This is a genomic window from Candidatus Endomicrobium procryptotermitis (assembly GCA_031279415.1).
GTDB lineage: Bacteria > Elusimicrobiota > Endomicrobiia > Endomicrobiales > Endomicrobiaceae > Endomicrobium_B > Endomicrobium_B procryptotermitis.
On record JAITIP010000037.1, the window covers coordinates 1 to 15,269 of the forward strand.

Annotated in this window: 14 protein-coding genes; all 14 read left to right on the top strand. The window is 37.1% G+C overall.

Going from position 1 to position 15,269, the window contains the following annotated elements:
• Positions 1-146: 146 nt before the first annotated feature.
• The 14 genes from LBD46_07025 to LBD46_07090 all read left to right on the top strand — a co-directional run bounded on the left by LBD46_07025 (position 147) and on the right by LBD46_07090 (position 15,257).
• Positions 147-1,241: a metallophosphoesterase gene (locus LBD46_07025; GenBank protein ID MDR2426907.1), complete on the top strand. Its 1,095-nt coding sequence runs from the start codon at positions 147-149 to the stop codon at positions 1,239-1,241.
• A 393-nt stretch (positions 1,242-1,634) separates the two neighbouring features.
• Entirely contained in the window at positions 1,635-2,717 is a 1,083-nt protein-coding gene (gene pheA, locus LBD46_07030) for a prephenate dehydratase (GenBank protein MDR2426908.1), read from the top strand.
• 38 nt (positions 2,718-2,755) lie between these two features.
• Positions 2,756-3,883 (top strand): histidinol-phosphate transaminase, encoded by a 1,128-nt coding sequence (gene hisC / locus LBD46_07035; protein ID MDR2426909.1) that lies wholly within the window; start codon positions 2,756-2,758, stop codon positions 3,881-3,883.
• On the top strand, positions 3,880-4,902 hold the full coding sequence (aroF, locus tag LBD46_07040) for a 3-deoxy-7-phosphoheptulonate synthase (protein ID MDR2426910.1): 1,023 nt from the start codon (positions 3,880-3,882) through the stop codon (positions 4,900-4,902). The genes hisC and aroF overlap by 4 nt, the downstream gene beginning before the upstream one ends.
• Positions 4,902-5,705 carry a prephenate dehydrogenase/arogenate dehydrogenase family protein gene (locus LBD46_07045; protein MDR2426911.1) on the top strand — a complete coding sequence of 268 codons (804 nt, stop codon included), beginning with the start codon at positions 4,902-4,904 and terminating at the stop codon, positions 5,703-5,705. The genes aroF and LBD46_07045 overlap by 1 nt, the downstream gene beginning before the upstream one ends.
• Positions 5,706-5,707: 2 nt before the next feature.
• Positions 5,708-6,991 (top strand): 3-phosphoshikimate 1-carboxyvinyltransferase, encoded by a 1,284-nt coding sequence (gene aroA / locus LBD46_07050; GenBank protein ID MDR2426912.1) that lies wholly within the window; start codon positions 5,708-5,710, stop codon positions 6,989-6,991.
• A complete protein-coding gene (locus tag LBD46_07055) occupies positions 6,982-7,587 on the top strand; it encodes a 1-acyl-sn-glycerol-3-phosphate acyltransferase (GenBank protein ID MDR2426913.1) in 606 nt (201 codons plus the stop codon). Before aroA ends, LBD46_07055 begins: the two co-directional genes overlap by 10 nt.
• Positions 7,584-8,435: a 4-hydroxy-3-methylbut-2-enyl diphosphate reductase gene (locus LBD46_07060; protein MDR2426914.1), complete on the top strand. Its 852-nt coding sequence runs from the start codon at positions 7,584-7,586 to the stop codon at positions 8,433-8,435. The genes LBD46_07055 and LBD46_07060 overlap by 4 nt, the downstream gene beginning before the upstream one ends.
• A gap of 31 nt (positions 8,436-8,466) precedes the next feature.
• A complete protein-coding gene (locus LBD46_07065) occupies positions 8,467-10,152 on the top strand; it encodes a 30S ribosomal protein S1 (GenBank protein ID MDR2426915.1) in 1,686 nt (561 codons plus the stop codon).
• Between the two features lie 160 nt (positions 10,153-10,312).
• Positions 10,313-10,759 (top strand): 50S ribosomal protein L13, encoded by a 447-nt coding sequence (gene rplM, locus LBD46_07070; GenBank protein ID MDR2426916.1) that lies wholly within the window; start codon positions 10,313-10,315, stop codon positions 10,757-10,759.
• Positions 10,756-11,151 carry a 30S ribosomal protein S9 gene (gene rpsI / locus LBD46_07075; GenBank protein MDR2426917.1) on the top strand — a complete coding sequence of 132 codons (396 nt, stop codon included), beginning with the start codon at positions 10,756-10,758 and terminating at the stop codon, positions 11,149-11,151. The genes rplM and rpsI overlap by 4 nt, the downstream gene beginning before the upstream one ends.
• 383 nt (positions 11,152-11,534) lie before the next feature.
• Positions 11,535-13,223 (top strand): Flp pilus assembly complex ATPase component TadA, encoded by a 1,689-nt coding sequence (gene tadA, locus LBD46_07080; protein MDR2426918.1) that lies wholly within the window; start codon positions 11,535-11,537, stop codon positions 13,221-13,223.
• 20 nt (positions 13,224-13,243) lie between these two features.
• Positions 13,244-14,494 carry a type II secretion system F family protein gene (locus LBD46_07085; protein ID MDR2426919.1) on the top strand — a complete coding sequence of 417 codons (1,251 nt, stop codon included), beginning with the start codon at positions 13,244-13,246 and terminating at the stop codon, positions 14,492-14,494.
• An 82-nt stretch (positions 14,495-14,576) separates the two neighbouring features.
• Positions 14,577-15,257, top strand: a complete 681-nt coding sequence (locus tag LBD46_07090) for a hypothetical protein (protein MDR2426920.1) — start codon at positions 14,577-14,579, stop codon at positions 15,255-15,257.
• Positions 15,258-15,269: the final 12 nt, after the last annotated feature.

A 15,269-nucleotide genomic window follows, 5' to 3' on the forward strand; every position in this document is an offset into this window, starting at 1 on the left:
GCAAAGCTTGTTCCGAAATCGACCGTCCTGAAAGGTGCGGCTTTTTCTGGTTACGGCGCGAAAAATGCGCAAAAAGAAGTTGCGGATTGGATAAAAAAATTGGCGTTAAGTAATATGTATATATAAAATATGCAAAAGGATAATATATGACAAGGATGCTTTTACCACTTTTGTTGATTGCGATATTGAATGCTTATATGCCTTATAGGCTGGGAAATCTGCTAGGATTGAAAAATAAGAAAACACTGTATATTTTGTTTGCGGCAGGATTTGTATCGATATTTATTTCCATGCCGCTTATAACGAGATTCAGCGGTATTTTCACGACTATATATTACAATATATCGACTTTATGGCTTGGCAATATTTTGTTTTTGTTTTGCATTATGGCGGTTTTTGAGATTTTTAATCTTATTTTTAAATTTCCTAAGAAAAAAGCGGCTTACGTTATAATATCGCTTACTCTATTGATAGATGCTTATGCCGCGGTTAATGCAAGTTTTTTCAAAGTAGCTTATGTAGATATTCCAATAAAAAATCTTTCCGAAGAAATTAAAATCATGCAGGTTTCCGACGTTCATCTTGGCGCGCATAGAGGGGTTAAATATTTGGAAAAAATAATTCAAAAAACCAATGAGTTAAACCCCGATTTTGTCGTTATCACAGGAGATATAGCCGACAGCAAATCTGCTTTGACAAAAAATATGTTTACTCCTTTACGAAATCTTCACGCGCCATCTTATTTTGTTTCTGGAAATCATGACGTTTATGTGGGGCTTGAAGAAATAATAAAACGTCTTACGGAAAATGGCATTATCATAATGCAAAATAAAGTGATTGAGACAAATGGAATAAAACTCATAGGTTTGAATTATATGAAAGCCGATGACAGTGTTTATGATCCGCATCAGGTAAACGATAAAACTATTAAAGATACTTTGCCACTGCTAGATTTCAGCGGAGATATGCCAAAAATCGTTATCCATCATGGTCCTTGGGGGGTAGAATATATGAATGAATATGGAACGGATTTGGTTATATCAGGTCATACGCATGCCGGCCAGATTTTTCCCGCTACTTTAATTGCAAAAAGCAGGTTTCCGTATCTCAGAGGATTAAAAAATTATAAAGGTACTTATATTTATGTTTCACAGGGAGCGGGAACTTTTTTTGCAAGAATGAGATTTGCAACAAATAATGAAATAAATCTGATAACGCTAAAGCCTTCTCAGGCGGATTAGTTTTTGCAATTTCATTTAATATTACCTGTCAAAAATATAAATCCCATATTTATAAATAAGTTTTTAAATGATTGAATCGCGCTTTGAAAACAGTTGAAGCTGCTTCATTCTTATTTTGACTATATTTGTCATACTTGATATAATTATACAATTCTAAAAAAGCAGTAAGTTTTTTTATTTGTCTAAAAAATAAAAATGTCAACGGCAAAACAAAGGTTTGTTTGTCATTGTGCGCTTTAGTTTTACAATCTTAGTAGAAATTCGAAAAAGCAGTTCTAGAAACCTGTCTGATTTTATTTTAATATGAAGTTTCCAAACCCAGTCTACTATACAGCTTCTCAACTGCTTAATTTTAATTTTGATTTTGCGGTCTATAAGGACAAGGATAAAATTATGAAAAAGAACGTACAAAACGTAAGAAAAGATATAGATAGAGTTGATAAAGAAATTGTTAAATTGCTCAATAAAAGAGCTAAGTTTGCACTTGAAGTCGGGAAGTCAAAAGATAAAACTAGAGCGGCAATATATGTTCCTTCGAGGGAAAAAGAAGTTATGCGCAATGTTTTTTCAGCGTCCAGACAATCCTGCAGCGTTAAAAGCATTTTGAGTGAAGAATCGCTTGAAAATATTTATTCCGAAATAATAAGTGCATGCAGAAATCTTGAAGTCCCGGCAAAAGTCGCATTTTTGGGTCCATGGGCGACTTTCACTCATCAGGCGGCGATGAAAAATTTTGGTTCTTCAAGTTTTTTTGTTCCATGTTCGACGCCTTTCGAAGTGCTGAAAGAAGTTGAAAACGACAGAACGGATTTTGGTGTGGTGCCGATAGAAAATTCAAATGAAGGTTCGGTCAATGCCACCCTTGACATGCTTGTCGATACGGATATTCTGATATGCGGTGAAATAAGTTTAAAAATAGAGCAATGTTTTTTAGTTATAGACCCAAAAATTAAGCCTACAAAAGTTTATTCTCATCCTCATGCTTTAGCCCAGTGCAGTGCGTGGCTGGGAAAAAATTATCCCGACGCTCAGCTGGTGGCCACCGCTTCGACCGCCGAAGCTGCAAAACTTGCTTCTAAAGAAGTATATTCCGCAGCCATAGCCTCTCATGCCGCTTCGAAAATATATAAATTGTACGTTTTGCAAAAAGGAATACAAGACAGTAAACAAAACTATACGAGATTTCTAATAATAGGAAAAATAAATGCAAAGCCTACAGGCAGAGATAAGACAAGCCTTGTTTTTATGGGTAAAGACAGAATCGGCATGCTTTATCATCTTTTAGGAATATTTAACGAATATAAGATTAATCTTACAAGAATAGAGTCCAGACCAACTAAGAAAAAAGTATGGGAATATGTCTTTTTTGTTGATTTGGAAGGACATTCGCTTGATGCTAAAATTGTTCATGCTATAGATAAATTGAGAAAAAACTGTATATTTGTAAAGATTTTAGGGTCGTATCCTAAAGCGTAAAAATAGATTTAAAAAGTTTAATATAAAAAGAGGAAAAAATGGGAGACAAAATAACAAAAATAGTGAGAAGCAGCTGTTTAGGTTTTGAGCCGTATGTAGCCGGTAAACCGATTGAAACCATCAAAAGGGAACTCGGACTTAAAGCCGTGATAAAACTTGCCTCAAATGAAAATCCTATCGGACCATCAAAAAAAGCTTTACAGGCTATAAAAAACAATTTGAACAAAATATTTTTTTATCCAGATTCCAATTCTTATGAACTTAAAAAAGCACTATCGCAGCGATACCGGCTTCCGGCCGGAAATATATTTACTGCGGCAGGTGGAGATGAAATAATTGAACTTCTGGCAAAGCTGTTTTTCAATCCGGAAGATGAAATCGTAATGTCAAAGCATTCATTTATAAGGTATTCCATGGCGGCACAGCTCATGGGTGCTAAAGCAATAGTCGTACCCATGAGAGACGGTTTCACGCATGATTTAGAAGCCATGTCGAAAGCATGTACAAAAACAACCAAAGCCGTTTTTATAACAAATCCCAATAATCCTACAGGGACATATAACACGAAAAAAGAGCTTTCTTCATTTTTAAAAAGTATTCCAGAAAATAAATTCGGCATAAAGCCTTTGGTGATTCTCGATGAAGCATACAATGAATATGCCTGTGCCGAGAAAGATTATCCCGACGGGTTGACTTTTTTAAAAGATAATGCGAATTTGATAATTTTCAGGACTTTTTCGAAAATTTATGCTCTTGCTGGACTGAGAGTAGGATACGGTTTTGCCGATGCATGCATAGTAGATTATATTGAGAGAATAAGACCTCCTTTTAATGTCAACCTTCTTGCGCAGGCAGCAGCAGCGGCAAGTTTAAAAGATAAAGCACATGTAAAAAAAGGCCGGCAATTAGTAAAAAAAGAAAAAGAACGCATTTACAAAGAATTTAAAAAAATGGGCGTTAATTATGTTAAATCTGCGGCAAATTTCATTTTGTTTGAAGTTTCGCCGTTTAGCGCAAAAGGGTTCTTTTCTTTAATGCTTAAAGAAGGCGTAATAACGAGGGCAATGGAAGAATACCAGCTTGACCGATGGGTAAGAGTTACTGTGGGTTTACCCAAAGAAAACGATATATTTATAAAAAAATTAAAAAAGGTGCTAAAAAAATGATAATAACTTTAAGAAAAGGCGCAAAAAAGAAAGAAATCGATTTGGTATTGGATAAAATAAAAAAACTGGGTTATAAACCCCACGTATCCAAAGGCAAGGATATGACGATTATCGGTATGATAGGCGAATATGCCGAAAAATACAAAGATATTTTTTCGGCTATGGACGTAGTTGAAAATATAAGCGAAATACAAAAACCCTACAAACTCGCTTCCAGAGAATTTCAAAAAAATAATACGATAGTTAAAGTCAGCCGCAATGTCGAAATAGGTGGCAAAAAGATACATGTTATGGCTGGACCATGCGCCATCGAGACAAAAGAAATCTTGTTTAAGACGTCCAAAGATGTAAAAGATGGCGGAGCAACTATACTCAGAGGCGGAGCGTTTAAGCCCAGAAGTTCTCCATATACGTTTCAGGGGCTTGGCGAAAAAGGGTTGAAATACATGGAAGAAGCCGGTGAGAAACTACATATGCCGACTGTCAGTGAAGCCATGACTGTTGATCAGGTAGATTTGTTGTCAAAATATTGCGATATTATACAGATAGGTGCAAGAAATATACAAAATTACGATTTATTAAAAGCTGCAGGAAAACAAAAAAAGCCTGTTCTTATCAAAAGGGGGATGGCTACTACGGTAAAAGAACTTTTGCTTTCCGCTGAGTACATTCTTTCGCAGGGCAACTATAATGTTTTACTTTGCGAAAGAGGCATAAGGACTTTCGAGACTTCCACGAGATTTACTATGGATTTAAACGCCATTCCCGTACTTAAAAAACTTTCGCATTTGCCCATCGTTCTCGACCCTTCACACGGCGTCGGCATAAGGGAATATGTCGGCACGATGGCAAAGGCCTGCATTGCCGTAGGAGCTGACGCTTTGATTTTAGAAGTTCACCCAAAACCCGAGGAAGCTTTTTCCGATGGACCTCAAAGTTTGCTTCCAGACCAGTTTAAAAATTTGATGAAAGAGCTTGACTTGATTGCAAAAGCAGTCGGCAGGGAGCTTTTGGATTAATGTATAAAGTATCTATTATAGGTATGGGACAGATGGGAGGGTCGCTTGGCAAAGCGCTTAAAAAAGTCGGAAATAAGTATTATATAATAGGCGTAGATAAAGATAAAACAGTTTTAAAAGCTGCTCTTCAGATCGGTGCGGCCGATGAAGTTTCGCAAAATTTGAAAGCGATAAAAGAAAGCTGGATTGCGGTGATATGTCTGCCTGTAAATTTAATCGCGCCTGTTTATAAACGGATTTTAAAAATTGTCGGAAAAGAGACGGTTATTACAGATACTGGAAGCGTTAAAGGAAATATAGTTTCTGCTGCGGATAAAAATAATTTTGTGCCGGCTCACCCAATGGCGGGCAGAGAAAAAAATGGCATAATATCTGCCTGTGCGGAAATGTTTAGAAACGCAAATTTAATTATCACTGAAAATAAAAATCCCGCGGCAGAAAAAAAAGTCATTCAAATGTGGAAAGACGCCGGCGCAAAAATTGTTAAGATGTCTGTAAAAAAACACGACAATCTTGCTGCACTCACAAGCCATCTGCCGCACATAATAGCTTTTTCTCTAAATAAAATATATAAAAAGAGCAAAAAGAATAATCCTGAAATCGATATGCTTACGGCGGGCTCGTTTAAAAGCATGACAAGAGTTTCCATTTCAAGCACGGATATGTGGGCTCCGATTTTTGCTATGAACGCCGAAAATGTCGGCAGACATTTAAGTGATTTCATAAAAGAGCTTGAAACTTTTAAAAAAGCATTAAATAGTCAAAATAAATTAAAAAAAGAAATATTAAAAACGCAGAAATAAAAATGAATATCACGCTTAAAAAGGTCAATGAAGTAAAAGGCATTATGGAAATTCCCGCTGATAAATCCATAACTCACCGCGCAATAATGCTTTCTTCTTTGGCAAAAGGTGATTCCATCGTACACAATTACCTTCCTTCCGACGATTGCATAAGAACTATTGAAGCTTTTAAACTTCTCGGTGCTGAAATCAAAATTTGCGCAGATATTCTTTATATTAAAGGTGCAGGTTTGCGTCTAAAATGTCCTGAAAATGAAATTTTTGCTGGCAATTCTGGAACGACGGCAAGGCTTTTGTCGGGAATTTTGGCGGGACAGAACTTTGAATCCATAATTACTGGCGATGAAAGCCTTTCACAAAGACCTATGAAACGCATTATAGAGCCTCTTTCAAAAATGGGCGCTTGCATACAATCCGACAACTATACGCTTCCGATGAAAATAAAAGGTTCTTCTTCATTAAAAGCAATAAAATATGAAAGTGATAAATCGTCTGCGCAGGTTAAATCGTCCATTTTATTTGCCGGTTTATACGCTTGTGCGGCAACGACTTACATTGAATCCGTAAAATCACGTGACCACACTGAGCGCATGCTTAAATCTTTCGGTGCGCAAGTTGAGATAAATGCAAATGCCGTCACTATATGGCCGGCGGAGCAATTAAACGCGTCGGAAATTTCAGTTCCTGGCGACATTTCTTCTGCGGCATTTTTTATTGCTGCTGCTCTGATAACACCCGGCTCGCAATTGACGATAAAAAATATGGGAATAAACCCCACTAGAAACGGGTTTTTAGAAATGCTTTTAAAAATGGGCGCAAACATAAAAAAAAGCGATGAGAGAGATATTTCAGGAGAACCCGTTTGCAATTTAACTGTAGAATATTCTAAATTGACAGCCGTCGATATCGGAGGAGACGTCGTTCCGCACATGATCGATGAGATACCGGTTTTTGCTTTAATAGCTGCTCAAGCTGATGGAATAACAAAAATCACCGGAGCAAAAGAACTGCGCGTCAAAGAAAGCGACAGAATAAAAGCCGTTTATACGCAATTTCAGAAACTGGGAATTGAGATTGAAGAGCTTGAAGATGGTTTGATTATAAACGGAAGTTCCGGCAGAATGTTTGAAGGCGGAACGTTTGAAAGTTTTAAAGATCACAGAATAGCGATGACTCTTGCCATAGCGTCTTTAATTGCGGAAAATGAAGTGACAATACAAAATGCAGATTGTGTAAATATTTCATTTCCTGATTTTTATGAGAGGCTCAAAAATATATGCCGGTAAAAAAAAGTCCGATATTATTTTATGTGGGAAGATTTTTGTTTTATCTGTGTTTTCGCTTCATATTTAGATGCAATGTTGAAGGAAGAGAAAATATTCCTAAGGAATGCGGCATTATAATAGCATCTAATCATATAAGCGTATGGGATCCGCCGCTGACGGGATCTATGATGGAAAGACCTTTAAACTTTATGGCAAAACAGGAACTTTTTGATATTCCGATTTTGGGTTTTCTTATAAAAAGGACAAACGCTTTTCCCGTTAAAAGAGGAACGCAGGATATGAGCGCAATGCGTAATGCTTTTTCTCTTCTTGAAAATGGAAACGCTTTGCTGATGTTTCCAGAAGGGACGCGTTCAAAAGACGGCTGTTTGGGTAAAGCAAGAGCCGGGGTGGGGATGGTTGCCTGTCATGCTCAGGTGCCGGTGATACCCGTCAAAATAGAAAATACTAACAATGTGTTAAAATTAAAAAAAATAAAAATAAAATATGGCATACCGATAATGCCGCCCAAAGAGTATTCAAAAAGCGATTATATTCGATTTTCACAGAAAATTTTAGATCAAATAAATGAAATGCAGTTTGAAAAACAAGAATGAAAAAAATAAAAATAGCAGATAAATCAGGTTTTTGTTTTGGCGTGCAAAGAGCGGTAAGCCTTGCTGAGAAAACAGCCGGTTTAAATAAAAGAGTTTATACGCTGGGGCCTGTAATACATAATCCTCAGGAAGTTGAAAGGCTTAACAAAAAAGGAATTAAAACACTGGCTGATCCGAGAAGCGTTAAAAAGGGCATAATAATTCTGCGTACACACGGGATACCTTTGCAGCTTCACAAAGAGCTTAAAAAGAAAAAGTCAATCGAGATAATAGATGCAACATGCCCTTTCGTAAAAAGGGCACAGGATATAGTAAAGAAACTAAGTGCAAATAACGACACTATTATAATTGTCGGGGAAAGAGTTCATCCTGAAGTTGTTGCTTTGATGTCTTACGGCAACGGGAAATGCATAGTTGTCGAGAATATAAAAGAAGCGCAAAAACTGGAAATAAAAGGCGATTTAAACATAGTGAGCCAGACGACACAGACGCCGAAAAATTTTGACAGTATTGTAAATTGTTTAAAAAAAAGCTATAAAGTAAAAATTTTCAATACGATATGTAAAGCAACTTTTGACAGGCAGCAGTCGGCTGAGAAGCTTGCCAAGACGGTTGGTTTAATGATAGTTATTGGCGGCAAAAATTCCGGCAACACGACAAGGCTTGCCGAAATTTGTTCGGATAAAACGAAAACCTATCATATAGAAAAAGCCGACGATTTAAAAAAGTCATGGTTTAAAGATAAAGATGTCATAGGGCTGACCGCAGGTGCGTCAACGCCTTACTGGATAATAAAACAGGTGCAAAGGAGGATAGAAGAAATTTGTTCCATAAGCAACAAAGTTTAAAAAAAAGCTAAAAGTAAGGAGAAGAAGTAAAATGGTAGACAATATTAATTTAGATAAAAATGCTACTCATTTTGAAGAAAACGAAGAAATGAGCATGGAAGATTTGATGAAAGAGTTTGATTCCGCAGGGAACATAACAGTCGGTAAAGAACTTGACGTGACGATTATTGCTGAAAATGAAGACGGATATATGGCAGATTTGGGAATGAAGTCCGAAGGTATTATCCCTAAAAGTGAGTTTGACGAAGGAAAACTGCCTCCGGAATTGAAAATCGGGGCGGTTGTTAAAGTAAAAGTTTTAAGTACTCGTGGGCAGGCAGTTCTTTCTTACAGAGAAATGGCTGAAAAAGAGTGGTGGGATAAAGTTGAAAGCGCAGTTAAAGAAGGCAAAACAGTTAAAGGTATGATAAGCAAAACGGTAAAAGGTGGTTTTTTGGTTGATATAGGGGTAACCTCATTTTTACATATTTCGCAGATTGACATAAATTTTGTAAAAGATGGGGAGAAATACGTAGGGAAAACTTATGACTTTGCGATAATGGAATTTGACAGAAAAGCAAAGAAAGTAGTCGTATCGCGCAGAAAACTTTTGGAAGATGAAAAAAATGCGAGAAGAACTTCCGCCTTTGAAAGTATTGCCGAGGGTCAGATTTTAGACGGTACAGTTTCAAGAATTACCTCTTTCGGAGCTTTTATAGATTTGGGCGGAATAGATGGGCTGCTTCATATAGGCGAAATGGCGTGGTATAAAGTCAGAAAAGTTGAAGACTTGGTTCATCAGGGGCAGATGGTAAGAGTTCAGGTAACAAAAGTCGATAAAGATAACGAAAAAATTTCGTTAAGCATGAAAAGCCTAAGTCCTCATCCGTGGGACTCAGCGTCAGAAAGATTTCCGATTGGCTTGATAATGAAAGGAAGAGTGACTTCTGTTATGGATTATGGAGCTTTTGTGGAACTGGAGCCGGCGATAGAAGGGCTGCTTCATGTTTCAGAATATTCTTGGAATGACAGCGAAGCCTCTTTTAAAAGGAATGTCAAAAAAGGTACGGAGCTGGAAGTAAAAATAATCGACGTTGACAAAGAAAATAAAAAAATATCCTTGTCAGTTAAAAAAATGCAGGTTAATCCATGGGAAGAAGCCGTAAGGCATTACACTCCTGGTACAATCGTAAAAGGAACTGTACAAAATCTTATGCCTTTCGGGGCTTTTGTTAAACTTCCGGAGGGAATCGAAGGTCTTGTGCATATCAGCGACTTTTCTTGGACGAAAAGAATAAAACACCCCGAAGATGTCATAAAAAAAGGACAGGAAATAGAAGTTGTAATTTTAGAAGTAAACCCGCAAAATGAAAAAATTTTGTTATCAATAAAACACACGAAACCCGACCCTTACAAAAAATATAAATCCGGTGCGGTCGTAAGCGGGAAAGTCATAAGAGTTACAGAGTTTGGCGCTTTTATAGAACTTGAAGCAGGAATAGAAGCTTTGATAAAAAATTCCGAAGCTTCTTCTGTCAAAGCTGACAGGAATCAAAGCATTCTAAAAGAAGGCGAAGAGGTAGAAGCCAAAATAATAAAAGTTGATATAAGAGACAGAAAAATAGAAGCCTCAATCAGAAAACTTGAATTTGACAGAGAAAAAGAGCTGGTAAGAAAATATGCCAGTCAAGATGATAAGCCAACTTTGGGAGAAGTGCTAATTGAAGATGGGGAATAACCCCGTCACTAAATTAATTGACTGAATAAACGGGATGATAAGATAAAACAGTAATTAAAATTTGCAAAAATGTTGACAGCAAAAAGGATTATTGACTTTTAAATCCGAAATATCTTATAATACATCTCTCATTACTATTTACAGAGGATAGGGCTTTAAAATGAATAAAAAGACTTACTTACCAAAAGTTGACGGAATCGAAAGGAAATGGCATTTGATTGATGCCAAAGGAAAAGTTCTCGGAAGGCTGGCTGTGGAAATAGCCGACATTTTAAGAGGAAAAAAGAAAGTCATCTATACAAACCATATAGATTGCGGAGATTTTGTTGTTATAACTAATGCCGGCAAACTTGTTCTTACGGGAAAGAAGCTTGACCAGAAAATGTATTTTACTTTTTCCGGATATCCCGGCGGTGGAAAACTTACTCCTTACGGAAAAATGATGGAAAAGGCGCCGGAAAAAGTTTTGACGGCCGCGGTTAAAGGCATGCTCCCTAAAAATAAGCTTGCTGATAAGCAGCTTAAAAGGCTTAAAGTATTCAGAGATGACAGATATGACCATGCCGCTCAGTTGGCGGGATCGGTAAGTAAAGAGGAGAAAAAATGAGTAATGTTTCTTATTTAAGCACGGGACGCAGAAAAAATGCGGTTGCGCGCGTGAGAGTTTCCGAAGGAAGCGGAAGAATAATTATTAATGATAGACCTCTAGCCGAATATTTTGGCGGTCTTGAAAGGCATAAAAAAACTGTTCTTAAAACTTTTGAAGTCTGGAATGGCGTAAAAAGTTATGACTTTTATATAAATGTTTGTGGTGGTGGAGTAACGGGACAAGCAGGAGCAATAAGTCATGGAGTTGCAAGAGCCATTTTATCTCTAAACGAATCTTCAAAAGATATTTTAAGAAAAGAAGGACTTCTCACCAGAGATTCAAGAATGGTTGAAAGAAAGAAACCCGGAAGACCGAAAGCCAGAAAACGTTTCCAATTTTCAAAACGTTAAAATACATTTTTATTTTTTCAAAAAGGCGCACTTATATTTGCAGATAAATGCCAGTTTAAATTTGTGGCAAAGGTGCGTGTTCTATATTAAGATATTACAGGACAGTCGTCGTATAATCTTAACAGGAATTCGAAAAGGCAGTTCTTGTCGTTATTGCCAAGCTTCTAAACTTCTGTCTTTTGTTTTTTTTAAAGCCGCAGTGTCTGGTTTTTGCAGATGACAAATCAAAAAGACTGCTACAGTTTGTGGGTTTACAGTTGTTAATCTGTACCCTGTAGGTTGACGTGTGGATGTTCATTCACATTTTTTCATAAGTCGTTGAAAAGAAGTTTACAATTTGCTAAGCTTATATACAAGCAAAGCATAAATTACAGGAGATGCCGATGTCTATAGCTCCTTTAAGAAAAAAATATTTGGGAGAGACATTAGTCTCTCAGGGAGTTATAACACAGGAGCAACTTAACGAGTGTATAAGCGAACAAAAGAAAACTAAAGAAAAGCTCGGTAATATTTTTTTAAAAAAAGGATATGTTGTAAAAGACGTTTTATCAAATGCCCTGTCATATTGCCTTGGTGTTCCTTTTATAAGAGGATCAGATCTTCGGGTTGAAAGAGACGCTCTTGCGCTTGTTTCGGAAAGAAACGCAAGGCGTTTTTTTATTATGCCTATTTCGCTTAAAGATAACGTTTTAAACATAGCGATGGCAGATCCTTCGAATGTCGTCATGAAAGACGAAATTGAAAAGATCGTAGGCATAAAACTTTCTGTAAGTCTTATGGACGAAACAGAAATTAAAGAAGCAATAGAAAAATATTACGTAAGAACAAGTTTGGGATCGGATAGCGATGAGGAAGGAGATGTTGCGGCAAAAGAAGAAGAGATAACAGATGAAGATTTAAGCGAATCAGCGGAAGCTGCGCCGGTTATAAGATATGTTAATTCCATATTTTTTGATGCCGTCGTAAAAAAAGCCTCAGATATTCATTTGGAAGTTTTTGAAAAAGAAGTTGTATTAAGAATGAGGATCGACGGTATTTTAAGAGAATTTTCCGCGCCGCAGAAAAAATATTATAACGCCATAGTATCCAGAATAAAAATCATGTCGGATTTGGACATAGCTGAAAGACGTCTTCCGCAGGATGGAAAATGTAAAATCAAAGTTAACGGAAACAGAGTTGATGTCCGCGTGTCAATGATACCTACGGTTTACGGTGAAAAGGTTGTTATGCGTATGCTCAATAAAGAGCTTTTTGCTTTGGACATAGAAAAAATTGGAATGAGCGATAAGGAACTCAGACTTTTTAAAGAAGCTATTAACATGCCTTATGGAATGATACTTGTGACAGGTCCTACAAGTTCCGGTAAAACGACCACGCTGTATTCTGCGTTAAAATATCTTAACACTCCGGATCTGAATATTTTAACTGCCGAAGATCCCGTTGAATACGAATTAATGAATATAAATCAGGTGCACGTAAAAGCCGACATAGGACTTACTTTCGCAAGTATTCTGCGTTCTTTCATGCGTCAGGATCCGGACATTATTCTTGTGGGAGAAATAAGAGATCAGGAAACCGCAGGTATTGCCATTCAGGCGGCGCTGACCGGACACACTGTATTTTCTACGCTTCACACAAATGATTCCGTAAGCACGCTTTCGAGAATGTCATTTATGGGAATAGAATCGTTTTTGATTGCAGACGCCGTGAATTTGGTTATGGCGCAAAGACTTATAAGAAAAATATGTCCATTCTGCAAGGAAGAGGTTACAAACCTTCCGGACAACGTGTACGAAAAACTGCGCATTTCTCCGGATACAAAAATTTATCAAGGAAAAGGCTGTGAAAAATGCGATAAGTCGGGATATAAAGGCAGAACGGCAATATTTGAAATTCTTGCGATGTCGAGAGATATAAGAGAACTCATAGTGAAAGACGCACCGGATCTTGAAATAAGAGATAAGGCGATAGAACAGGGCTTTGTGACGCTTAGGGCAGCCGCAATCAATAAAATGAAAGAAGGCATTACTACGGTTGAGGAAGTTATGAGTGTAACGATAGCATCTTCATAATTATTTAATGGAGAAATAAAATGCCGCAGTTTAAATATCAGGCCATAGATTCTAGAGGGCAAAAAATAAGAGGTGTCAGAGAGTTCCCTACGAAAAAGGATGTAATTTTATTTTTAAGAGGCGAGAGGCTTACTCCGGTAAGCATTGAAGAAAGCGGCGGAGCTAGAGCTGTTATTACTAGATCTTTTTCAAATGTGGCAAAACCAAAATATAAGTCCGCAGCAAAAATACCGGGTAAAGTCAAAATAGAAGATATTGCACTTTTCTGCCGTCAGCTTGCCACTCTGGTGGGAGCCGGAGTAAATCTTCTGGAAGCTGTTGATGATATTTCCGATATGTCAAACAATCCGAAAATGAGGGGTACTCTTAAAGAAGTAGCCGGAGATCTAAGAAGCGGAACTCCTCTTTCGGACTCTTTAAAAAAACATAAAATGTTTACAAAAACACTCACCTCAATGGTTGAAGTTGGGGAAAGATCCGGAAAACTTTCAAAGGTTTTGGGTGATTTGGCTTTATATCTTGAAAATAACGTTAAGCTTATAAGAAAAATAAAATCCGCAAGTACTTATCCTATGTTTATAGGATGTTTTTTTGTTCTGGTTTTGCTTGCTTTAATAGTGGGAATAATACCGAGATTTGAAGAGATGTTTATGTCTTTTGGCGCGGATTTACCGGCGCCCACTAAAGTTGTTATGAATATAAGCAACTTTGTTATAGGAAATGGTTTATGGCTGTTTTTAGGAACGGTTTTTTTTATTATAGGCTTTATGTTGTTTAAAAAGAATCCGCGTGGAAATTTGATATATTGCCGACTGCTATTTAAAATGCCAATTTTCGGCAAGATTTATATGAAAATGGTTCTTGCAAGATTTTTTCAAACGCTTTCCACTCTTGTAAAAAGCGGAGTCGATATTGTCGCTTCTCTTGATATATCCACAAACGTCATGGATAATTCTTTTACTGAAAGCATAATGCGCAAAGTAAAAGCAAAAGTGCTTGAAGGCAATCAGCTCGGAATGGAAATGGAACAATATGAGATGTTTCCCAGAATGGTTACAAGGATGACCATCGTCGGAGAAAAATCAGGACAGCTCGACGCTATGTTTGACAAAATAACGGACTATTTTACCGATGAAGTTGACGCCGCGGTAGCGACTATTAGTTCCGTTATTGAGCCTGTTCTTATTATAGGTTTGGGTTTTATAGTAGGTTTGGCGGTAACGGCAATGTATTTGCCTATATTCTATCTTGCTTCGGCAATGATGGGTTAAGAAAAGCATTGATTTTTAAGAAATGTCGAGTATACTATCGGATGGATATATCAATCATCCATGAAATAAGGAGATTATAACAATGAAAAAGATTTTCATGGCTTTTGCAATGTTCGCAATGTTGTTTTGTATCGTTTCTTGTTCCAAGAAGGAGGATAATAATAAGAAAGAATTCAACTATAAAGGGTATTCTATTTCAGTTGCTGTTACAGAAGTGTATACTGTTGATATAGACAACTTGGTTTTAGCTCCAGGACAACAAATACATTTAAAAGCCACCATAAAAGATGCAAGGGGCAACATAACCGTAAATACACCTGTTAATTGGAGTGCTTCTTCAGAATTAGGATCTTTTTCTCAAAATACCGCAGAATATACTACTTTAATTGTTAGTGCAGCCAGTGGTGATAATTATTATATTAAAGCAGAGTTTGGAGGGGTAGAAAAAACAATACCTGTTATAGTTGATACTCTCAATGTGTCTTTTCAACTTGATCCGCTTGAGGCTATTATATATCCTGAGGCCGGAATGCGCTCTGTTAAGGTGACAATAATGCGCAGCGGCGGACAAGAAGAGGATACAAATAGTATAGTAATATGGAACGCTGCCAAGACTCCGGGTAATTTTGTATCTTACACTACTAAGTCTGGTGAATGGAATGGATATCAACCGGCGGCTACTCTTTTTGGTTCTGTTCAGATATATGTAATAATTAATGGTCTTGAGTATGTTTCACCATCATATACAGTAGCTCAGCTATAGTAGCTCACCTAT

Excerpts from the sequence above, each read along its gene's own strand:
- LBD46_07025 (MDR2426907.1), top strand. The coding sequence starts at position 147 with ATGACAAGGATGCTTTTACCACTTTTGTTGATTGCGATATTGAATGCT.
- pheA (MDR2426908.1), top strand. The coding sequence starts at position 1,635 with ATGAAAAAGAACGTACAAAACGTAAGAAAAGATATAGATAGAGTTGAT.
- hisC (MDR2426909.1), top strand. The coding sequence starts at position 2,756 with ATGGGAGACAAAATAACAAAAATAGTGAGAAGCAGCTGTTTAGGTTTT.
- aroF (MDR2426910.1), top strand. The coding sequence starts at position 3,880 with ATGATAATAACTTTAAGAAAAGGCGCAAAAAAGAAAGAAATCGATTTG.
- LBD46_07045 (MDR2426911.1), top strand. The coding sequence starts at position 4,902 with ATGTATAAAGTATCTATTATAGGTATGGGACAGATGGGAGGGTCGCTT.
- aroA (MDR2426912.1), top strand. The coding sequence starts at position 5,708 with ATGAATATCACGCTTAAAAAGGTCAATGAAGTAAAAGGCATTATGGAA.
- LBD46_07055 (MDR2426913.1), top strand. The coding sequence starts at position 6,982 with ATGCCGGTAAAAAAAAGTCCGATATTATTTTATGTGGGAAGATTTTTG.
- LBD46_07060 (MDR2426914.1), top strand. The coding sequence starts at position 7,584 with ATGAAAAAAATAAAAATAGCAGATAAATCAGGTTTTTGTTTTGGCGTG.
- LBD46_07065 (MDR2426915.1), top strand. The coding sequence starts at position 8,467 with ATGGTAGACAATATTAATTTAGATAAAAATGCTACTCATTTTGAAGAA.
- rplM (MDR2426916.1), top strand. The coding sequence starts at position 10,313 with ATGAATAAAAAGACTTACTTACCAAAAGTTGACGGAATCGAAAGGAAA.
- rpsI (MDR2426917.1), top strand. The coding sequence starts at position 10,756 with ATGAGTAATGTTTCTTATTTAAGCACGGGACGCAGAAAAAATGCGGTT.
- tadA (MDR2426918.1), top strand. The coding sequence starts at position 11,535 with ATGTCTATAGCTCCTTTAAGAAAAAAATATTTGGGAGAGACATTAGTC.
- LBD46_07085 (MDR2426919.1), top strand. The coding sequence starts at position 13,244 with ATGCCGCAGTTTAAATATCAGGCCATAGATTCTAGAGGGCAAAAAATA.
- LBD46_07090 (MDR2426920.1), top strand. The coding sequence starts at position 14,577 with ATGAAAAAGATTTTCATGGCTTTTGCAATGTTCGCAATGTTGTTTTGT.